Raw genomic sequence first — 20,185 nt, 5'->3', positions numbered from 1 at the left:
CTCGAAGCGTTTCAGACCGTAATAGTTCGAGACTCGAAGCGCAAGTGGTACCGTCGGCCGGTGGACCACCGGGACCTCGTCGACGCCATCCGCGCCAACCACGAGATCTTCATGACGACCAGCGACCGGCTCGAACCCGCCCTGACCGCCCACGGGCTGACCAACGCGACCGCGCAGGCGCTGTGGGCGATCGACCCGACCGGACCAGCACCGTCGATGAAGACGCTCGCCGAGCGCCTGTACTGCAACGCCCCCAACCTCAGCTTCATCGCCAACCAGCTGATCGAGCGCGGACTGGTCGAACGCGGCGTCGACCCCACCGACCGGCGAGGCCGGGTGCTCGCCCTCACCGACAAGGGCCGACAGGTACGCCAGGAGATCATCACGGCGACGTTGGCGGCGAGCCCGTTCGCCGACTGCCCGCCGCAACTGCTGCACGAACTCGCCACCCTGCTCCGGCAGGTCGCCGACGGTCAGCCGGTAAGGAACCGGTAGGCGTTGCCGCCGCTCAGGGCAGCCCGCTGGTCGGCGGTGAGGAAGTCCGCCTTGTCGATCACCGCGCCGACCGGCCGTTCCCCCAGCGGGTAGGGGTAGTCGCTGCCCAGGAGCACCCGGTCGGCACTCATCGTGTCGACCAGCAGCCGCAGCGCCGCCGGGTCGAACACCACCGAGTCGACGTAGAACCGGTCCAGGTAGTGGCTCGGCGGGTGCGCCGAGCGGCCGCGTACCACGTCGCCCCGGCGGTGCCAGGCGTTGTCGGCGCGGCCCAGCCAGAACGGGAAGCTGCCGCCGCCGTGGGCGAAGCAGATCCGCAGCGTACGGGGCAGCTGATCGAAGCCGCCGCCGAGGATCAGCGCCAGGATCGACAGGTGGGTCTCGGCGGGCATGCCGGACAGCCAGCGGGCCATCCAGCGGTCCAGCCGTGGCCCGTCCGGCATGTCCCACGGGTGGACGAACACCGGCGCGCCGACGTCGGCGCAGTGTCGCAGGAAGGCGACGATGCCGGCGTCGTCGAGGTCACGGTCGCCGACGTGGTTGCCGATCTCCACCCCAGCGTGGCCGGCGGCCAGGCAGCGGTCCAGCTCGGCGCAGGCGGCGTCCGGGTCCTGCAACGGCACCTGGCAGAACGGGATCAGCCGACCGACACCGGCGGCGGTGACCTCCAGGGTCAGGTCGTTGAAGATCCGGGCCACCTTGACCGCCTGGTCGGCGGGCCGGTCGTAGGCGAAGAACACCGGCGTCGGGGAGACCACCTGCACGTCGACCCCGTCGACGTCCATGTCGGACAGCCGGGTGGCGGGGTCCCAGGTCTGCGGGCCGACCGGCCGGAACTCCGTCTGACCCACCATGATCATGGCGGCGCGTTCGGAGTCGACCCGCAGCCACGGCCAGCCGGTCCCGCCACAGGCGGCGGCGAGATCCGGCCAGCCCTTGGGCACCAGGTGGGTGTGGACGTCGATGGTCTGCCCGGCGTCGGTCACGGCGACGATCAGCCCTTGCCCGGATGCAGGGCACCGCACTTGTCGCAGGTACGCGCGGCTTCGTCGCCGTAGAAAGCGGTGAAGACCGGCGGCAGGTCGGCGACGATGTCGCGCACCTGCAACTCCACCTCGTGCACCAGGTTGCCGCAGTCGAGGCAGTACCACTGGAACTTCTCCAGGGTGCCCTCCTCGCGGACCCGTTCGATGACGACCCCGATCGAGCCGGCCTCCGGGCGTTGCGGCGAGTGCGGTACGAATCCGGGCAGCACCCACATCTGGCCTTCGCGAATGTGCACGGTCTGCGGCCCGTCGTCGGTCATCAGGTTGACGTGCATGTTGCCTTTGACCTGGTAGAAGAATTCCTCGTACGGGTCGACGTGGAAGTCGGTGCGCTGGTTGGGGCCGCCGACGACCTGCACGATGAAATCGTCGCCGGTGGGGAACAGCTGCTTGTTGTTCACCGGCGGCTTGAGCAGATGCTCGTTCTCACTGACCCAGTTGGGAAAGTTGACCGGTTCGGCGATGTCGCTCACGGGTGTCACTCCTTCCGGGTGGGGGCGTCGGCCGGTGCCACGGCGACAGCCTGGATCTCGATGAGCAGGTGCGGGTGCGGCAGTTGGTGAACGGCGACGGTGGTCCGGGCGGGTCCGGTGTGGTCGAAGTGTTGCGCCCAGACCTGGTTGTAGCCGCCGAAGTCGTTCATGTTGACCAGGTACGTGGTGACCGAGACCAGGTCAGCGAGGCTGGCACCGGCGGCGGCGAGCAGGTCGGCGATATTGGCGATCACCGCGCGGGTCTGTTCGCGGATGTCGAGTTGGGTGGTGCCGTATTCGTCGACGGTGGCCCCGGCGATGGTGTTGTCGGGGCGGCGGCTGGACGTGCCGGAGACGAAGATGAACCCGCCGGCGACCTTGACGTGCGGGAACGCCCCGCGTGGGGTGGCCTTGCCAGCGACCAGGTGCGCGGTCATCGCGTACCTCCGGTGGTGGTGAAGGCGGCGGTGCCGAGCCCCTGGACGGTGGCCCGCACGTGCGCGCCGGGGGCGAGCGGCACCGCGGCGGTGGCCGCGCCGGCCAGGAAGATCCACCCGGCCCGCAAAGCCGGGCCGTGCCGGTCCGCGAGGGCGATGCCGGCGGTCAGGGCGCGGCGGGGGTCGCCGAGGATGGCGGCGGTGGATCCGGTCTGCACCGTGCGTCCGTCGATGTCGAGGAGTACGCCGAGGTTGTCGACGCCGTCCGGGACCGGCTGCCACTGCCCGACGGTGAACAGGGCGGCCGAGGTGTTGTCGGCGATCACGTCGGGCAGCGAGAAGGTGAAGTTGGCGTACCGGGAGTCGATGACCTCCAGCGCGGGGGCGACGGCCCGCACCGCGTCGGTGAACGGCATCCCGGGTGTCGGCGGCCGGTCCAGCAGGAAGGCGATCTCCGGTTCGACCCGGGGGTGGATCAGCCCGGAGATGTCGACGCTGCCGCCGTCGGGTACCTGCGTGGTGTCGGTGAGTTGGCCGAGAATCGGGGAGTCGACGCCGACCTGCGCCATCTTCGCCCGGCTGGTCAGCCCCATCTTCGCACCGACGAGGCGTTCGCCCCGGCCGGTGCGGCGGGCGATCAGGGCCTGCTGCACCCGGTACGCGGCGTCAACGTCGACGCCGTGGGCGTCGGCGAGCTGCGGAATCGGGGTGCCGGTGACCGCCGCCTCGTCGAGCCGGGCGGCCAGGTCGGCGGGGTCGATGCTGGTGGCGGTCACGGGCGCTCTCCGTTGGCGAGGTCGAGGGCGACGTCGGTGATCATGTCCTCCTGGCCGCCGACCATCCTGCGGCGGCCGAGTTCGACCAGGATGGACCGCACGTCGAGGCCGTAGCGGTCAGCTGCGCGTTCGGCGTGGCGCAGGAAGCTGGAGTACACCCCGGCGTAGCCGAGCGACAGGGTTTCCCGGTCGACACGGACCGGCCGGTCCTGCAGCGGCCGCACCAGGTCCTCGGCGGCGTCCATCAGGGCGAACGTGTCGCAGCCGTGTTTCCAGCCGTGCAGGTCGGCCACGGCGGTGAAGACCTCGAGGGGGGCGTTGCCGGCCCCGGCGCCCATGCCGGCGAGGGAGGCGTCGACCCGGGTGGTGCCGTGCTGCACGGCGACGACGCTGTTGGCCACGCCGAGGGACAGGTTGTGGTGGGCGTGGATGCCGATCTGGGTGGCCGGGTCGAGGACCTGCCGGTAGGCGTCGACCCGGGCGGCGACGTCGTCCATCAGCAGCCGGCCGCCGGAGTCGGTGACGTAGACGCAGTGCGCCCCGTACGACTCCATCAGCTTGGCCTGCTGCGCGAGCCCGGCCGGGGTGTTCATGTGCGACATCATCAGGAACCCGGCGACGTCCATACCGTTGTCGCGGGCCCAGGAGATGTGCTGGGCGGCGACGTCGGCCTCGGTACAGTGGGTGGCGATCCGGACGCTGGTGACGCCGAGGTCGCGGGCGGCCCGCAGGTCGTCGATGGTGCCGATGCCGGGCAGCAGCAGCGTGGTCAGCGTCGCCCGGCTGATCGACTCGGCGGCGGCACGGATCCAGTCGGCGTCCGACGCCGCGCCGTGGCCGTAGGTGACGGACGAGCCGGCCAGGCCGTCGCCGTGGGCGACCTCGATCGCGTCGACCCCGGCCGCGTCGAGGGCGGCGGCGATCTGCCGCACCTGGTCGACGGTGTAGCGGTGCCCGATGGCGTGCATGCCGTCGCGCAACGTCACATCCTGCACGTACAGCCGGGTCATCGCTGAGCCCCTTCCCGGAGGGCGACCAGACGTTCCGCTGTGCGCAGCGCGGCCGAGGTCATGATGTCGAGGTTGCCGGCGTACGCGGGCAGGTAGTGCCCGGCACCGGAGACCTCCAGGAACACCGACACCTGGACACCGGTGAAGTGGCTGCCCAGCGCCGGCACGTACGCGTCGACCGGGTCGAACTGCACGGCCTGTTTGAGCCGGTAGCCGGGCACGTACCCGGCGACCGACGCGACCATGGCGTCCACCGATTCGGCGACCGCGCCGGTGTCGACGCCGGCCGGGATCAGGCAGTAGACGGTGTCGCGCATCAGCAGCGGCGGGTCGGCCGGGTTCAGCACGATGACCGCCTTACCTGTGCCGGCACCGCCGACGACTTCCAGGGCGCGGGCGGTGGTCTGGGTGAACTCGTCGATGTTGGCCCGGGTGCCCGGACCGGCCGAGCGGGACGCGATCGAGGCGACGATCTCCGCGTACGCGACCGGGGCCACCGCCGCGACGGCGGCGACGACCGGTACGGTGGCCTGCCCACCGCAGGTGACCATGTTGACGTTCGGCTCGGCCAGGTGCGCGTCCAGGTTGACCGGTGGCACCACGTACGGGCCGATCGCGGCCGGGGTCAGGTCGACCACGGTCCGCCCGTGCGCCTGCAGGATCTCGTTGTTGCGCCGGTGCGCGCCCGCCGACGTGGCGTCGAAGACGAGTCGCACGTCGGCGAACTCGGGCATCGCGACCAGGCCGTCGACCCCATCACTCGTGGTCGCCACGCCGAGGCGGCGGGCGCGGGCCAGCCCGTCGGATTCCGGATCGATGCCGACCATCGCCACCATCCGCAGCGACTCCGACAACCGCAGCACCTTGATCATCAGGTCGGTGCCGATGTTGCCCGACCCGATCACCGCCACTCCGACACCCATTACCGTCCCTCCCCTGACTCGCCGTCGCCCGACCGGCCGGCCGGTTTGGCGCTGAATCTGGTCCGTACCGTGCCGAGCCCGGCGATGCGTGCCTCGTACGCCGCCCCCGGGGTGACCGGCACCATCGGGCCGAGCGCGCCGGAGAGCACGATGTCGCCGGCCCGCAGCGGATCCCCTGCGGCGGCCATGGTCGAGGCCAGCCAGGCGACGGCGTGCACCGGGTTGCCGAGGCAGGCGGCCCCGGCGCCGACCGACACCGGTTCACCGGCCGATTCGAGCACCATGCCGCACTCGCGCAGGTCCACCGAGGCGGCCGGCACCGGCCGGTCGCCGAGGACGAACAGCCCGGACGAGGCGTTGTCCGCCACGGTGTCCACGATGGAGATGTCCCAGTCGGTGATCCGGGAGTCGACGATCTCGATCGCCGGTAGCAGGAAGTCGGTGGCCCGCAGCACGTCGACCACGGTCGCCGGCCCGTCCGGCAGATCCGCGCCGAGCACGAACGCCACCTCGGCCTCCACCCTGGGCTGGATCAGCCCGGCCAGGTCGACCTCGTCGCCATCCGGCACCGCCATGTCGGCGAAGAGCACCCCGAAGTCGGGCTGGTAGACGCCGAACGCGGCCTGCACCGCCGGCGACGTCAGGCCGATCTTCGCGCCGACCCGGCGGCGGCCGACGGCCGACCAGCCGGCGACGGTCGCCCGCTGCACCGCGTACGCGGCGGCCGCGTCGCCGGCGGGCAGCAGCCGGTCGCGCAGCGGCGGGCACGGCACCCCGGTGTCGTACGCCCCGGTCAGCGCCGCGACAGCGGCCTCGATGTCCACAGTCATGAGAAATCCACACAGACGTTTGTCAGTTCGGAGTAGAAGTCCAGCGAGTGCACGCCGCCCTCCCGGCCCACCCCAGAGGCCTTCACTCCGCCGAACGGGGTGCGCAGGTCCCGCAGGAACCAGGTGTTCACCCAGACGATGCCCGCGTCCAGTCCGGCACCGGCCCGGTGCGCCCGCCCCACGTCGCGGGTCCACACCGTTGCGGCCAGTCCGTAGTCGGAGTCGTTGGCCAGCGCGAACGCCTCCTCCTCGGTGTCGAACGGGGCGATGTGGCAGACCGGGCCGAACACCTCCTCGCGCACCAGCCGCGCCGAGGAGTCGAGCCCGGTCAACACGGTCGGCTGCACGTATGCGCCGCCATCACGGGGGTCGCCGAAGGCCGGCACGCCGCCACCGGCGAGGACCTGCGCGCCTTCGGCGCGGGCCAGGTCGTAGTAGCCGAGCACCTTGTCCCGGTGGCCGCGCGAGATCAGCGGCATCGTCGAGATCGTCTCGTCGGCGGGCCAGCCGTACCGGGCGTCGCGGGCGGCGGCCGCCAGCCGGTCGACGAACTCGTCGAAGACCGGCCGCTGCACGTACAGCCGCTCGGTGCACAGGCACACCTGGCCGCCGTTGGTGAACGACGACCGCACCGAGCCGGCGACGGCGGCGTCCAGGTCGGCGTCGGCGAAGACCAGGCCGGCGTTCTTGCCGCCGAGCTCGAACGAGACCGCCTTCACCCCGTCGGCGGCGGCCCGCATGATCGCCGACCCGGTCGCCGACTCACCGGTGAAGGTGATCGCATCGACGCCGGGGTGGGTGGTCAGCCACTCCCCCGCCGCGCCCGGCCCGAAGCCGTGCACCAGGTTGAACACCCCGTCGGGTACGCCGACCGCCGCCATCACCTCGGCGAGCAGCGTCGCCGACGCCGGGGTCTCCTCACTCGGCTTGACGACGACGGCGTTGCCGCAGGCCAGCGCCGGGGCGACCTTCCAGGTGAGCAGCAGCAGCGGCAGGTTCCACGGCACGATGACCGCGACGACGCCGACAGGTTTGCGGACCGCGTAGTTCAACGCCCGGCCGCCGCTCGGCGTGACCGTGGTGAACGACTCGGTCGGCGCGGTCGCGGCGATCTCCGCGAACGCCCGGAAGTTCGCCGCCCCGCGCGGAATGTCCAGGGTCCGGGCCTGGCTGACCGGCTTACCGGTGTCCGCGACCTCAGCAGCGACCAGGTCGTCGAACCGGCGGTCCAACTCGTCGGCCACCGCCCGCAACACCGCCGCCCGGTCCCGTTCGGCCATGCCGCCCCACGGCCCGCGCAGCGCCGCGCGGGCCGCCGCGACGGCCGCGTCGACCGTCGCAGAATCGGCCTCCGCCACCTCGAACACCGTCTCCCCGGACACCGGCGACACCTTCGCAAACCGCTTCCCGGTGTCGACGAACCGGCCGTCGACGAAGTTGCGCAGCAGGCCGGGACCGGCAGCGGCCGGCCGACCGGCGTACAGGTCGGGGTGCCACAGGGTCATGAGCGTCCCTTCCGGACGAGCCGGTGGACGGCGGCGCCGAGTGCCCCTACTGACAGCGCCGCCGTCCCGGCCACCGCCGCCGCCAGCAGCTGGTGCTGGCGGCGGACCCGACGCCTGACCTCGGCGTACGGGATGGTGGTGAAGGAGACCATTTCGTACCGGGACACGTAGCGCCCCGGCAACGCCCGTTCCAGGGCGTGTTCGACCTTGCGGAAGGTCTGGAACGTCGGGGAGGCGACCTTGTCGCGCATCTCGACGAAGTTCGCCAGGGCCATCTGGGCGATCGCTTCGGCGTTGTCCTGGCGGCGGGACTGGTACAGCGGCAGCGCCGCCGCCCAGTCGCCGCCGGTGTCGTCGAGGCAGCGGTCCAGCTCGACGACGTCCTCGAAGGCGCAGTTGGCGCCCTGGCCGTAGAACGGCACGACCGCGTGGGCGGCGTCGCCGACCAGCGCCACCAGGCCGCCGACCTGCCACGGGTCGCAGCGCACCGTGCCGAGCAGACCGACCGGGTTGTGCTGGTAGTCGTCCACCAGGTCCGGTGCCAGCGGCGGCACGTCCGGGTAGTGGGTACGGAAGTGCCGTTCGATCGCCGCCGGGCTGCTCAGCGAGGCGAAACTCGACGTACCGCCGGTCGGCCAGAACAGGGTGCAGGTGAAGGAGCGGTCCGGGTTCGGCAGGGCGATCATCATCGACGTGCCGCGCGGCCAGATGTGCAGCGCACCCGGGTCGAGGGCGTAGTCGCCGCCGACCGCCGGGATGGTCAGCTCCTTGTAGCCGTAGTCGAGGAAGTCGAGGCTCTCGTCGACCAGGCCGTGGGCGAGCAGTTGGCCGCGTACCGCCGAACCGGCGCCGTCGGCGCCGAGCACGACCTGCGCGTCCGCGCGGACCGTGCCCTGCGGCGTGTCGAAGGTCGCCTCGCCGGTGTCCGGGTCGAGGCCGACGAGCCGGTGGTCGAAGACGACGGTGACGCCGGGCGCGGCCTCGGCGGCGTCGAGCAGCGCGTTGTTGAGCGCGCCCCGGCTGATCGAGTTGATCGCCCGCTGCCCGTCGGCGCTGTACGGCTGGAAGTCCAGGTCTCCGTCGACCGGGTGGATCATCCGGCCGGGCATCGGCAGCGCGTCGGCGAGCACCTGGTCGGCCAGGCCGATGCGGCGCAGCGCGTCCAGGCCGCGTTCGGACAGCGCCAGGTTGATCGACCGGCCGCGTTCGGCGGTGCCGCGTCGCGGGTCGGGTCGGCGCTCGTAGAGGGTGACCGGCAGGCCGCGGCGGGCCAGGAAGCAGGCGAGCAGGCTGCCGGCCAGGCCGGCGCCGACCACCGCGACGGGTGCGCGTTCAGACATCGTCGCCGCCTTTCGCTGGGAGGGTCGCGGCGAGCGCCCGGGCGGCCCGCCAGCAGTCGTGGTACGTCGAGTACAGCGGTACCGGGGCGAGCCGGACGATGTCCGGTTCGCGGGCGTCGGCGATCACCCCGTGTTCGTGGCGCAGCCGGGCGGTCAACGCGTGCGCCCCGCCGCCGGTGGCACCCGCCCCGCCACTGATGCGCAGCGACAGTTGGCAGCCGCGTCGGGCCGGATCCCGGGGGGTGACGACGCTGACCGGCCGGCCCGGCAGGGTCTCGTCGAGCAGCTGTTCGAGGTAGCCGGTGAGCCGTTCGCTGCGGTCGCGCAGCGCCGCCATGCCGACCTTGTCGAAGATCTGCAACGAGGTACGGACCGGACCCATCGCGAAGATCGGCGGGTTGGAGACCTGCCAGGCGTCGGCGCTGGCCGGTGGCCGCGACACCGGGGTCATCTCGAACCGGGTGGCCGGCTCGGTGCTCCACCAGCCTTCGAAGCGGGCCAGCGTCGGATCGCCGTGGTGGCGTTCGTGCACGTACGCGCCGGCCAGGGCACCCGGCCCGGAGTTGAGGTACTTGTAGGAGCACCAGGCGGCGAAGTCGACACCCCAGTCGTGCAGCCGCAGCGGCACGTTGCCGGCGGCGTGCGCCAGGTCCCAGCCGACGATCGCGCCGGCGGCCCGGCCGGCGGCGGTGATCGTCGGGATGTCCAGCAGCTCGCCGGTGAGGTAGTTGACCCCGCCGAGCAGCACCAACGCCACCCGGTCGCCGTCGGTGCGCAGGTAGTCGACGACGTCGGCGGTGCGCAGGGTGTCCTCGTCGGGGCGCGGGCGCAGCCGGACCACCGTACGGTCGGGGTCGAGGCCGTGGAAGGCGGCCTGGCTGCGCACCGCGTAGCTGTCCGACGGGAACGCCGAGTCCTCGATGACGATGCGGGTGCGGTCGCCGGTCGGCCGGTAGAACGACACCATCAGCAGGTGCAGGTTGACCGTCAGCGAGTTCATCACCACGGTCTCGCTGGGCAGGGCGCCGACCAGTCGCGCGGCGGTGTCGGTGAGGAACTCGTGGTACGGCAGCCACGGCCGGCCGGCTTCGAGGTGGCCTTCGACGCCGAGCCGGGCCCAGTCGTCGAGGTCGTCGAGCAGCTCGGCGCGGGTGGCCTTCGGTTGCAGGCCGAGGGAGTTGCCGGCGAAGTAGGCGACGTCGGGGTGGTCGCCGCCGGTGGCCGGCGGGATGTGGAACAGGTCGCGGTGGCCCGGGTCGGCGGCGTCGCGGCGACGGGCGTCGTCCTCTGTGAACATGCGGCAGCCTCTCACATGCTGGTCCGGGCGGACCAGATCTCGGGGAACACCACCCGGTTCATGCTGCGTTGCAGCCAGGCCAGCCCGGCGGAGCCGCCGCTGCCGACCTTGGCGCCCATGGTGCGCTGCACCGCCTTGAGATGCTTGTAGCGCCAGTCGCCGAACTGTTCGGCGACCTCGGTCAACGCCTCGCCGAGCAGCCGCAGATGGTTGTCCGGGCCGTTGACCCGGTAGACCTCCACCCAGGCGGCCTCGACGGCCGGGTGCGGTTCGTGTTCGGTGGCGACGTCGCGGCCCAGCAGGTCGGCCGGGATGTCGTGGCCGGCGCGGGCGAGCAGGGCGATCACGTCGTCCCACAGGCTCGGCGTGTGCAGGGCCTGCTCCAGCTCGGCGTACACGTCGGGTTGGCGGCGGAACGGGCGGATCAGCGACGGGGTCCGGATGCCGAGGATGAACTCCAACTGCCGGTACATCGCCGACTGGAAACCGGAGCCCTCACCGAGCAGGTTACGGAACCGGTTGAAGTCGGCCGGGGTCATCCAGCGCAGCGTCTGCCAGGAGGCGTTGAGCCCTTCCAGGTGCAGGGCGGCGCGGCGCAGCGGGGCGAGCGCCTCCCACACCCGGTCGGCGCGGATCAGCCGTTGAGCGTGGCGCAGCTCGTGGCGGGTCAGCCCGAAGTACAGCTCCATGATCTGGCTGACCATCAGGAACGACATCTCGCCGGGGTCGTCGCTGAGGGTGCGCTGCAGGCTGTGCAGGGTGCTGGCGTGCACGTAGGCGTCGTACGGCACCCGGTCGCCGAACTCCAGGGTCGGCTCGCCGGCGTTCGCGGCGGCGCGGGCGTCGCGTTCGGCGGCGTCCACCGGCCGCACGGCCGGTGGGCTGGCCACGTCGGTGCTGTTCACGTCGGCTGCCCTCCTTTGCTGTGTCGCCCATGATTGCCGACTTGCGGTCCGCGGCTGAATACCGGATCAACGGCGGTACGCGGCCGCGACCTGCAGGTCCGTGGCTAGATTTGGGTGGTCGGTTAACGAAGGGAAAGTGTCCGTGGACGAGATGGATTGGGCGCTGCTGCGTGAGTTGCAGGCCGATGCCCGACTTTCCTTCAGCGAGCTGTCCCGCCGGGTGCACCTGTCGCCGCCGGCGGTGGCCGAGCGGGTCCGCCGGCTGGAGGAGTCCGGGGTGGTCAGCGGCTACCACGCGCACGTCGACCTGACCCGGGCCGGCTGGACGGTGATCGCGCTGATCCGGATGTCCTGCTACGGGTCGCACTGCATCCTGCGCGACCCGCAGGTGCCGACCTGGCCGGAGATCCTGGAGATCCACCGGATCACCGGCGACGCCTGCTCGATGCTGAAGGTGGCGGCGGCGTCGATGGACGCCTTCGAGGACGTGATCGACCGGCTCGCCCCGTACGGTCAGCCGTCCAGCACGATGGTGCTCTCCACCCCGCTGGGCTGGCGTCCGGTCACCGCCGCCGACTGACCGCGCTTGACGTCGGCTGGGCGTCGACAGAGCCGCGATTCTGTCAATTTCCGCCGGATACTGCGGTATGGTTGCGGGGTCATGCGCTAGGAGGCAGGTGCTGTGCTGATCCGTTTCGAGGCGGCGAACTTCCGCTCGATCCTCGGACCGGTCGAGCTGTCGATGGTCGCCGTCGACCGGGACCGGCCGGCGGTGCAGCGGGTCGACAGTATCGACGAGAGCCTGCTGCCGGTCGCCGCCATCTACGGTCCCAACGCCTCCGGCAAGTCGAACGTGGTCGCCGCACTCGGCTGGCTACGCGACGCGGTCGCCGACTCGCTGCGGTTCTGGGACGACGGGATCCCGGTCGAGCCGTTCGCGTTCGGCGACGGTCCGCGACGCCCGTCGGAGTTCACCGTAGAGCTGATCCTCGGCGGGGTCCGCTTCGAGTACGTCGTCGAGCTCGACACCGACGCGATCCGCTACGAAGGTCTGTTCCACTATCCGGAGCGCAAGCGGCGTCGGATCTTCGAACGCGAAGGCGACGAGCTGACGCTGCAACGGGGCCTCGGCCACCTGTCGGGCACCCGTGAGCTGCTGACCGCCCGTACTCTCGCCTTGTCAGCTGCCCGACGGTTCCGCGAGCCCCTCGTCACCGGCCCCGCCCACGCACTGTTGAACGTCCAGACACTGGGGCAAATGGCTCGGCGCCGCCCGTTCGTGAGGCGGGCGGCAAGCCTCTCGACCAGGTACTGGTTCGAGGAGACCGGCCCCGATCAGCTGCAACCCGCGTGGTTCGAGGACCTGCGTCCGGACCGGGCCCAGGCGTTGGCGCTGCTGCGGATGGCCGACCTCGGCATCGAGGACGTGCTGATCGATGACGGTGCAGCTGCTGATCAGGATCTGACACCGCCGGGCCGTCGACGACGGGTCCGGTTGGTGCATCGCACGGAAAGCGAAGCGGTCCCCTTGGATTTCGGTGCCGAGTCGGAGGGCACTCGTACCTGGTTCCAGCTCATCGGCCCGGTGCTGACCGCGCTGAAAGCAGGTTCCCTGCTGCTGTTCGACGAGCTGGACGCAAGCCTGCACCCGACACTGTCCATGCAGCTCATCCGGCTGTTCACCGACCCCGCGACGAACCCCTCGGGAGCACAGCTGATCTTCACGTCGCACGACACCAGCCTGCTCAATCACCTGAACCGGGACGAGGTCTGGCTGACCGAAAAGGCAGCTGACGGCGCGACCCGCCTCGGCGCGCTCGCCGAGTTCGCCGGCGAACGCGTACGCCGGTCGCAGAACCTCGAAAAGGCGTACCTGCACGGGCGGTTCGGCGCGCTACCCGACGTCGACCGCACCGAGATCCTCCGGGCACTCGGACTGATCGGCTGACCGGTGACACCGAGACGGACGCGGGCCAAGGACCTGCGACGGCGGACTGCGACCCGCCCCGAGCGCAGGACGATCGTCATCTTCTGCGAAGGCGAGGCGTCGGAGCCGGACTACCTGAACGCGCTCCGCCGGCTTCCGCACATCAGGGACAGCACATCGATCAACATCGAGATCGACCCGGAGCGAGGGGTTCCGCTGACCCTGGTCAACCGGGCGATAGAACGTAGCGGGGACGACGAGGTCGACGAATGCTGGTGCGTGTTCGACGTCGAATGGCCCAAGCACCATCCGCACCTCGACCGGGCCATCCGGCTGGCAGCGAAACACGGCATTCGACTGGCGGTCAGCAACCCGTGCTTCGAGCTGTGGCTCATCCTGCACTTTCAGGACCAGACGGCGTTCCTCACCACTGCTGAGGCCGAACGGCGTAGCCGCAAGCTCGACGGCCGTACCGGCAAGCGGATCGACCCGACGCGCTACCTGCAGCAACGGCAGGCGGCGGCACGACGCGCCGCACTGCTCGGGCGGCGGCACGACCGGAATCAGGCGACGTTCCCCAACGACAACCCCTCGTCGGGAATGTATGAACTGCTGAAGGCGGTCGAGCCGACCGCGAGCGGATCAGGGTGAACGAACGTCCTGGATCGGAGGCGACGGTGACGACACCACCGCAGGGGCCGTGGGTGCCGCTGGACCGGGCCCGGCAGCGGACCAGCATCAAGTGGCGGCTCTACCCGGCTGACGTGCTGCCGGTGTGGGTGGCGGAAATGGACGTCGACCCGGCCGGACCGGTCGTCACGGCGATCGACGCGGCGGTGCGTGCCGGTGATCTCGGTTACGCCACCGGTGCCGGTTACGCCGAGGCGGTCGCCGGGTTCGCGGCCGAACGGTGGGGGTGGGACGGTCTGGACCCGGCGCGCACGGCGATCGTGCCGGACGTGATGCTCGGCGCGGTCGAGATGCTGAAGCTGGTGACCGGGCCGGGCGACACGGTGGTGATCAACCCGCCGGTGTACCCGCCGTTCTACGGGTTCCTGCGCAACCTGGGTCGGCCGGTGCGGGAGGCCCCGCTCGGGTCGGACGGCCGGCTGGACCTTGACGCGCTGGCCGGGGCGTTCACCGCCGCCCGCGCGGGTGGCCGCCGGGCGGCGTACCTGCTGTGCAGTCCGCACAACCCGACCGGGACGGTGCACACCGCCGACGAGCTGGCCGCCGTGGCGGAGTTGACCGGCCGGCACGGCGTACGGGTGGTGGTCGACGAGATTCACGCACCGATGACCGCGTCCGGTGTGACGTTCGTGCCGTACCTGTCGGTGCCCGGCGCCGACGACGGCCTGACGCTGATCTCCGGCTCCAAGGGCTGGAACCTGGCCGGGTTGAAGGCCGCCCTCGCGGTCGCCGGGCCAGCGGCCGCGGCCGACCTGGCCCGGCTGCCGGAGGAGGTTGGCCACGGAGTCAACCATCTCGGGGTGATCGCGCACACGGCGGCGTTCCGCGACGGCGGCGACTGGCTGGACACCGTACGGTCGGCGGTCGACGCGAACCGGCGGCTGCTGGCCGACCTGCTCGCGGCGCAACTGCCGCAGGTGCGGTACCCGCCGGGCAAGGCGACCTTCCTGGCCTGGCTGGACTGCCGGGCGTTGGGGTTGGGTGACGACCCGGCCGCCGCGTTCCTCGACCGGGGGCGGGTGGCGTTGAGCGCCGGCGGGGATTTCGGCAGCGGCGGCGCCGGGCACGCCCGGCTGAACCTGGCCGCCGCACCGGAGACGATCACCGAGGCGGTACGCCGGATGGCGGCCAGCCTCGGCTGACCCCCTGGGGTTCCGCCGTCGGCTGTCGGTTGCCTTCTCACCGATGTCAAGGTTTAGCGTCGCGGCCACGGCAAGGACGGAGGTTCGGATGCTGATCGGCGAACTTGCGCAGCGGGCCGCGACGAGCGCCCGGATGCTGCGCTACTACGAGGCCCGGGGGCTCGTGTGTCCCCGGCGCTGCGCCAACGGCTACCGCGACTACGACGACACCGAACTGCGAGTGGTCGAGGAGATCAGGTCGCTGCTCGCGGCCGGCTTCGACCTGGACGACATCCGCCCGTTCGTGACCTGCCTACGGGCCGGGAACCCGACCGGCGACGTCTGCCCCGACTCGATCTCCGTGCTGAGCCGCAAGCTGACCGAGGTCGATGCCGCGCTGCAGCGGCTGGCCACCGTACGGGAGCAACTGCGACGCCAGCTCGATCGGACCCGGACGCATCGGCGACGGCAGTGAGGTTCGCGGTCAGCTACAGCACCCCGTTGCACGGCACCGACCCGGACCGGCTTGTCACATACGCCCGGCATGCCGAAGCGTGCGGGTTCGAAGCGTTGTACGTACCAGAGCATGTGGTGCTGTATCCGGGAGCGTCGGTCGGGCCGGTGCAGATCCCGCCGTCGCTGCCGTTCGCCGACCCGCTGGACCTGCTGGCGTTCGTGGCGGCGGCAACCGACCGACTGCTGCTCGGCACCGGCGTGCTGCTGCTGCCGTACCACCATCCGGTGGTGCTCGCCAAGCGGCTGGCCACCATCGACGCGCTGTCGAAGGGCCGGATGCGGCTGCTGACCGTGGGTCTGGGCAGCCTGCCCGGTGAGGCGCGGGCGATCGGTGTCGATTTCCGCTCCCGGGGACGGCGTGCCGACGAGGCGATCGACGTGATGCGGTTGTTGTGGGCCGGGGGCGAGGAAGGCGTCTCGTTCCACGGCGAGTTCTTCGACTTCGATCAGATCTGCAGCTTCCCGAAACCGTACGGGTCGATGTCGTTGCCGATCCACGTCGGCGGGTCGAGCCGGGCCGCCGCCCGGCGGGTCGGGCTACGCGGCGACGGCTACTTCCCGGGCGGGATGCTGACCCCGGACGAGCGGGCGGCGCAGTGGGGGTTGGCCCGCTCCGTCGCGGCGGACGCGGGCCGCGACCCGGCGGCGATCGAGTACACCCGGTGGGGGTCTATCGACATGCCGGCGGAGCGGGTCGCGGCCTTCGCCGAGCAGGGAGTGACCCGCATCGTGGTCGGCAGCGCCGCCGACGATCCGGCTGAGCAGCGGGACGAGCTCACCGAGTTCGCGGATCGGTTGGGCCTACGCCCGCCGGGGAGTCACCAGGGCTCGGGGATGTTCAGCGCCAGGCAGTTCTGGGTGCCGGGCACCGGCTGATAGCAGGCGGAGGCTTCCAGGTTGTAGGTGTGGTCGAACCGGCTGAACGACGCACTGCCGCCGTTGGTGCAGGTGCCGCTACTGGTGGCCGTCCCGCCGGTCACCCGCGCGGTCGCGCAGCCGACCGACGTCGCGGTCTTCTGCACCGTACTCAGCGAGGAGCGCTGGTCGGACGCCTGGTGCGAGCCGTACCCGACCAGCGTGACACCGGGCCGGGTCACCGCGTACTGAAACGCCGTCGAGGTGTAGTAGGACCAACTCGCCCCGGTGCCGACGGTCCGTAGCTCCGGGTCCCTGGCCGAGCCCGGGATGTAGAGGTAGTAGCCCTTGTCGTGAGTCGAGGTGCCCTCGATCATCCGGTAGACGATGACCAGCAGTCCCTGGCTGTAGCTTCCGGTGCTGTAGTTCAGGCTGCGGCCGTTGCCGCAGATCGTCTGGTCGACGAGGTAGCCGACGCCGTTGGCATAGAGCATCACCCGGGCGCAGCGCCCGTCGTTGGCGGTGTCCTGGATGGTTCCGACCGTGTTCGATGTGCCGGAGTAGTCGGTTGCGTAGCCGGTCAGGCTCACCCCGGGCAGGGTGCCCGCGTACTGGTAGGCGTTGGGGTGGTAGTAGCTCCACGAAGCCGACCAGCTGGCGCCCGAGGGCAGGGCGAGGGCGGGCGCGGCGGGCAGCAGCGTGGCGACCAGGGTGCCCACCAACGCGGCCACAATGTGGCACCGATCGTTCGTGGCCGGATTCGTTGCCTCATTGGTCCTCCCGACAGCCGACGTGGACGGTGGTCGATGTCGACATCAGGGTGCCGCAGCCACACCGTCGAACGCGAATGTCCGTCGTGAAGCGGACAGCCGTCCGCTCCACGATTGATTCACCGCGACGGATGCCCCATCCTCTCCTCACTCCAACATGAATCCACTGGGGAGGTACCCGTGATGTTGCACTATGCCCGAAGAACCCGCCTCGTTCTGATCCTGCCCGTCTCGGTGGCGCTACTGGTCGGCGCGGTCGCCGCTCTGCCAGTCGCCGCCAGCGCGGGTACGACAGCCAGTGCAGCCGATCGGCAGTACGTCGCGCTCGGCGACTCGTACTCATCCGGGGTCGGCGCGCCGCCGTACACCGACGGTGACTGCAAGCAGAGCAAGCACTCCTACGCGGCACAGTTCGCCGACGCCAACCGCGCCATGTCGTTCGGCTTCTCGGCGTGCAGCGGCGCGACCACCGACGACGTGATCGCCTACCAGCTGGGCTTCCTCGGGCCGGACACGAAGCTGGTGACCATCACCGTCGGCGGCGACAACCTCGGCTTCACCGCCACTTTGGAGAAATGCATCGAGGCGCTGCACGACAGCACCTGCAAGGCCGCCGTGGACGCGGCCGTCGCGATCATCGAGACGGCGCTGCCGGGCGACCTGAAGCAGGTGTACGGCGACATCGTCGCCAAAGCCCCGAACGCCAAGCTGGTGATCCTCGGCTACTCCCAACTGTTCGCGCAGAGCTTCTGCGTCGAAGCGCCGCTGGACGAGTATCGACGAAACTTGCTCAACAACGCGGCGGTGCAGCTCAACCAGGCCATCGAGAAGACTGCCAAGACGTACGGGGTGTTCGTGCCGGTCGACGACCTGTTCGCCAAGCACCGGGTCTGCAGTGACGACCCGTGGCTCAACGGCATCACCGCGGTCGAGGACGCGTTCCACCCGAACCTGGCCGGATACACCGACGGTTACCTGAAGGCGCTCGACGCCGTCCTCCACTCGACCGCCGCCACCCACTGACGTTCGCGAAGTGCGGCCAGGACACCCATCGGTGCAACGAAAGGGTGTCCCAGCTTCACCTCGATGCCCGGTCGACCAGCCGGGTCGCGTCGATCGGCGCGGCCCGGTCTGTCAGTCGGGCAGCTGTCAGGCGGTCTTCAGCAGCCGCACCGACACACCGGTGGCGGTATGGAACGGCTCGGCCGTGTAGCCGTCGATCCCGGTGACGGTGACCGACCCGAACGTGCCGACGAGCTTCGCGGCCCGCAGCACCGGCACCGACGCGTTCGCCGCCGGCGGGCGCTCCGGGTCCAGGGTCAGCACCAGGGCGGCGCGACCGTTGAGCGTCGCCGTCGCGTCGACGACCAGCGACGGCTCACCGCTGTCGGTCAGGTTCGCCGCCAGGGTCGCCTGGCCGGACTGGCTGTACTCGCCGCGTACCCACAGCTGGCCGGCGGTGCGGTCCAGCCGCAACGTGCCGCCGCGCAGCTCCACCGGGCCGTCGCCCAACGCCCGCGCGGACGCCGCCACCAGGGTGCCGTCGACCAGCCGGGTGCCGCCGACGTAGCTGTTCGCGCCGGACAGGGTCAACGCACCGGTGCCAAGCTTGACCAGCATGCCCTCGCCGTCGATGTCGTTGCGCCAGGCGTCGGCGGCGTGGAAACCGCCGGCGGCGGCGTCAATCGTGACCCGCACGGTCCGGCGTAGCGACCCGTAGCCGTCGGCGGCGGCGAACAGGTTCAGCCGACCCCACTGCTCCGGGCCATCCAGCAGCGGGTAGCCGCCCGGCAGCCCGGTGCTGCGCAGCACCTCGCGGCGCTGCTCGGCGTCCAGGTACGGCAGCCGGGTCTCGATCAGTGTCTCGGCGCCCTTCGGCACGGTGAACGGGGTGTCCTTACGGGCCTGCGGCAACATGTACGTCAACCGGGGCGTCACCTTCGCCAGGTTCGCCGCCCGGTCGGCGTACGGGTCGGTGTCCGGCCCGGCCGAGTGGGCGTACGCGTACAAGGTGTCGGCGCTCGTGCCGGTGCGGGCCTGGAGATACTCCGCGGCCTGGCGCCGGGCGTCGGCCTTGAGCTGCGCGTACGCCGGGTCGGCCAGCACGGCGGCGGCCAGCGCGGTGGCCAGGATCCGCCCACCGATCACGTCCACCGGCGAATGCATGCCGGCCACGATCCGGCTGTCCGCGACGTCACTGGCCCGAGCCAGCAACTCCTGGAACCGCTCCGGCACGGCGTACGCGAAGGCCAGCGCCGCCAGGTAGGCGGCATTGGCGTGGCCGCTGGGGAAACCGCCGTCGTCGGCCGGGTTCTCGGCCCGCTGGCGCAGCAGCTGCGGCACCACGGCGGTGTTCGCCGCGTACACCGGCACGCCCAGCACCGGGATACCGCCGGTCTCGACGACCTTACTGTCGTCGGTGAGCCGCCACGGTCGCGGATACTGGTTGGTGGACTTGCTCGGGTTGCTGGAGGCGTGCGGGCCGCGGATCGTGTTGACCAGCTGCACCACTGTGCCCAGCGCCGACGAGGTGGAGCCGGCGCCGAGCGCCGAGCCGGCTGGCGCACCCGGCGGCAGCGCGTCACTGACCCGGCCGGCCGGCACCCCGTCGGGGGCGGCGGTGATGCCGGTGACGGCGAGCGACCCCGCCAGGTACGGCTGCGTCAGCGGGCCGAGGCCGCTGATCGCGCTGTAGCTCTGGTGCTGCCGGTCGAAGACGTACGCCTGCTTCGCCTCGGCGTCGGTGCGCTCCTCGCCGACCTTCACCACGTAGCGGATGTTGGCCCGCAACACCTCGGCGCTGCGCGGTACGCCGTCGTCCCAGCTGCTGCCGGTGGTCCACAGCTGCTCGAAGCCGGCGAGGATCCGTACCGCCGCGTTGGTCTGCGGGGTCCGGTTGGCGCTGGTGTTGGTCAGGTAGTCGTCGACGAACGGCAACCCGGGGTAGCTGGGTGCCGGCGGCACGTTCCCGGTGACGGCCGCCGCTGCCGCTGCGGTGCTGGTCGCCGTGGCCGGGGCGGCTGACGCCGGGGCGGCGGCGAGCAGGCTGCCCGCTACCGGTAGGGCGGCGAGGGCGGCCGAGCCGCGCAGGAAGACGCGGCGGTCTATCGCATGGTGCTGTGCAGTCATGGCTGCTGACCCTGGCCAACCGCGATGAACGGGTCGGGGCCGGTCGGCCAACAACCGGTGGACTCAACCGATCATTAGCTGCGGAAGTGACGCGTCTCCCACCTGTACGCCGACCGCCGGTGACCTGCTGTCATGCGCCG

At 71.2% G+C, this 20,185-nt stretch carries 21 protein-coding genes; 8 read left to right on the top strand and 13 right to left on the bottom strand.

What is annotated here, in order from left to right; all coding sequences use genetic code 11:
- Positions 1 to 60 precede the first annotated feature (60 nt).
- The gene (locus EDC02_RS05455) at positions 61 to 495 is read left to right on the top strand and encodes a MarR family winged helix-turn-helix transcriptional regulator (RefSeq protein WP_199757516.1); all 435 of its coding nucleotides are present in this window, start codon (positions 61 to 63) and stop codon (positions 493 to 495) included.
- On the opposite strand, the gene EDC02_RS05450 is transcribed toward EDC02_RS05455, so the two are convergent.
- Genes EDC02_RS05450 through EDC02_RS05400 form a run of 11 tightly spaced genes read right to left on the bottom strand, consistent with a single transcriptional unit; the run spans position 474 to position 11,037 of the window.
- Positions 474 to 1,520, bottom strand: a complete 1,047-nt coding sequence (locus EDC02_RS05450; RefSeq protein WP_370461420.1) for an amidohydrolase family protein — start codon at positions 1,518 to 1,520, stop codon at positions 474 to 476. The two genes, EDC02_RS05455 and EDC02_RS05450, sit on opposite strands and share 22 nt — an antisense overlap.
- Positions 1,490 to 2,014 carry a 3-hydroxyanthranilate 3,4-dioxygenase gene (locus tag EDC02_RS05445; protein WP_123601006.1) on the bottom strand — a complete coding sequence of 175 codons (525 nt, stop codon included), beginning with the start codon at positions 2,012 to 2,014 and terminating at the stop codon, positions 1,490 to 1,492. The genes EDC02_RS05450 and EDC02_RS05445 overlap by 31 nt, the downstream gene beginning before the upstream one ends.
- Positions 2,015 to 2,019: 5 nt before the next feature.
- Complete coding sequence (locus tag EDC02_RS05440; protein WP_123601005.1) at positions 2,020 to 2,451, bottom strand: RidA family protein; 432 nt, start codon at positions 2,449 to 2,451, stop codon at positions 2,020 to 2,022.
- The gene (locus EDC02_RS05435) at positions 2,448 to 3,227 is read right to left on the bottom strand and encodes a 2-keto-4-pentenoate hydratase (protein WP_233605756.1); all 780 of its coding nucleotides are present in this window, start codon (positions 3,225 to 3,227) and stop codon (positions 2,448 to 2,450) included. Before EDC02_RS05435 ends, EDC02_RS05440 begins: the two co-directional genes overlap by 4 nt.
- Positions 3,224 to 4,237 (bottom strand): 4-hydroxy-2-oxovalerate aldolase, encoded by a 1,014-nt coding sequence (gene dmpG / locus EDC02_RS05430; protein WP_123601004.1) that lies wholly within the window; start codon positions 4,235 to 4,237, stop codon positions 3,224 to 3,226. The genes EDC02_RS05435 and dmpG overlap by 4 nt, the downstream gene beginning before the upstream one ends.
- On the bottom strand, positions 4,234 to 5,160 hold the full coding sequence (locus tag EDC02_RS05425; protein WP_123601003.1) for an acetaldehyde dehydrogenase (acetylating): 927 nt from the start codon (positions 5,158 to 5,160) through the stop codon (positions 4,234 to 4,236). Before EDC02_RS05425 ends, dmpG begins: the two co-directional genes overlap by 4 nt.
- Complete coding sequence (locus EDC02_RS05420) at positions 5,160 to 5,990, bottom strand: 2-keto-4-pentenoate hydratase (RefSeq protein ID WP_123601002.1); 831 nt, start codon at positions 5,988 to 5,990, stop codon at positions 5,160 to 5,162. Before EDC02_RS05420 ends, EDC02_RS05425 begins: the two co-directional genes overlap by 1 nt.
- Positions 5,987 to 7,495: a 2-hydroxymuconic semialdehyde dehydrogenase gene (locus EDC02_RS05415; protein WP_123601001.1), complete on the bottom strand. Its 1,509-nt coding sequence runs from the start codon at positions 7,493 to 7,495 to the stop codon at positions 5,987 to 5,989. Before EDC02_RS05415 ends, EDC02_RS05420 begins: the two co-directional genes overlap by 4 nt.
- On the bottom strand, positions 7,492 to 8,835 hold the full coding sequence (locus tag EDC02_RS05410; RefSeq protein WP_123601000.1) for an NAD(P)/FAD-dependent oxidoreductase: 1,344 nt from the start codon (positions 8,833 to 8,835) through the stop codon (positions 7,492 to 7,494). The genes EDC02_RS05415 and EDC02_RS05410 overlap by 4 nt, the downstream gene beginning before the upstream one ends.
- Positions 8,828 to 10,132: a kynureninase gene (gene kynU, locus EDC02_RS05405; protein ID WP_123600999.1), complete on the bottom strand. Its 1,305-nt coding sequence runs from the start codon at positions 10,130 to 10,132 to the stop codon at positions 8,828 to 8,830. Before kynU ends, EDC02_RS05410 begins: the two co-directional genes overlap by 8 nt.
- Positions 10,133 to 10,143: 11 nt before the next feature.
- A complete protein-coding gene (locus EDC02_RS05400; RefSeq protein WP_123600998.1) occupies positions 10,144 to 11,037 on the bottom strand; it encodes a tryptophan 2,3-dioxygenase in 894 nt (297 codons plus the stop codon).
- 142 nt (positions 11,038 to 11,179) lie between these two features.
- Between EDC02_RS05400 and EDC02_RS05395 the strand changes: the two genes are divergently transcribed.
- The 6 genes from EDC02_RS05395 (at position 11,180) to EDC02_RS05370 (ending at position 16,167) form a co-directional block, all read left to right on the top strand.
- Positions 11,180 to 11,617, top strand: coding sequence for an Lrp/AsnC family transcriptional regulator (locus EDC02_RS05395; RefSeq protein ID WP_123600997.1), 438 nt, complete (start codon positions 11,180 to 11,182; stop codon positions 11,615 to 11,617).
- 102 nt (positions 11,618 to 11,719) lie between these two features.
- A complete protein-coding gene (locus EDC02_RS05390) occupies positions 11,720 to 12,985 on the top strand; it encodes an ATP/GTP-binding protein (RefSeq protein ID WP_123600996.1) in 1,266 nt (421 codons plus the stop codon).
- Between the two features lie 3 nt (positions 12,986 to 12,988).
- Positions 12,989 to 13,615 (top strand): RloB family protein, encoded by a 627-nt coding sequence (locus EDC02_RS05385; RefSeq protein ID WP_123600995.1) that lies wholly within the window; start codon positions 12,989 to 12,991, stop codon positions 13,613 to 13,615.
- Positions 13,616 to 13,641: 26 nt separating this feature from the next.
- Positions 13,642 to 14,796 (top strand): MalY/PatB family protein, encoded by a 1,155-nt coding sequence (locus tag EDC02_RS05380; protein WP_233605755.1) that lies wholly within the window; start codon positions 13,642 to 13,644, stop codon positions 14,794 to 14,796.
- A gap of 88 nt (positions 14,797 to 14,884) precedes the next feature.
- Positions 14,885 to 15,250 carry a MerR family transcriptional regulator gene (locus EDC02_RS05375; RefSeq protein ID WP_123600994.1) on the top strand — a complete coding sequence of 122 codons (366 nt, stop codon included), beginning with the start codon at positions 14,885 to 14,887 and terminating at the stop codon, positions 15,248 to 15,250.
- Positions 15,247 to 16,167 carry an LLM class F420-dependent oxidoreductase gene (locus EDC02_RS05370; protein WP_123600993.1) on the top strand — a complete coding sequence of 307 codons (921 nt, stop codon included), beginning with the start codon at positions 15,247 to 15,249 and terminating at the stop codon, positions 16,165 to 16,167. The genes EDC02_RS05375 and EDC02_RS05370 overlap by 4 nt, the downstream gene beginning before the upstream one ends.
- Here EDC02_RS05370 and EDC02_RS05365 read toward each other — a convergent pair.
- Complete coding sequence (locus EDC02_RS05365) at positions 16,110 to 16,877, bottom strand: hypothetical protein (protein WP_123600992.1); 768 nt, start codon at positions 16,875 to 16,877, stop codon at positions 16,110 to 16,112. The two genes, EDC02_RS05370 and EDC02_RS05365, sit on opposite strands and share 58 nt — an antisense overlap.
- Before the next feature lie 222 nt (positions 16,878 to 17,099).
- On the opposite strand from EDC02_RS05365, the gene EDC02_RS05360 reads away from it, so the two are divergent.
- Positions 17,100 to 17,939 carry an SGNH/GDSL hydrolase family protein gene (locus EDC02_RS05360; RefSeq protein WP_123600991.1) on the top strand — a complete coding sequence of 280 codons (840 nt, stop codon included), beginning with the start codon at positions 17,100 to 17,102 and terminating at the stop codon, positions 17,937 to 17,939.
- A gap of 126 nt (positions 17,940 to 18,065) precedes the next feature.
- Here the strand turns inward: EDC02_RS05360 and EDC02_RS05355 are convergent, their stop codons facing one another.
- Positions 18,066 to 20,045: a phosphatase PAP2 family protein gene (locus EDC02_RS05355; RefSeq protein ID WP_123600990.1), complete on the bottom strand. Its 1,980-nt coding sequence runs from the start codon at positions 20,043 to 20,045 to the stop codon at positions 18,066 to 18,068.
- Positions 20,046 to 20,185 lie beyond the last annotated feature (140 nt).

The sequence above is a fragment of the Micromonospora sp. Llam0 genome, assembly GCF_003751085.1.
Classification (GTDB): domain Bacteria; phylum Actinomycetota; class Actinomycetes; order Mycobacteriales; family Micromonosporaceae; genus Micromonospora_E.
This window is presented reverse-complemented; position numbering and strand designations above follow the sequence as displayed.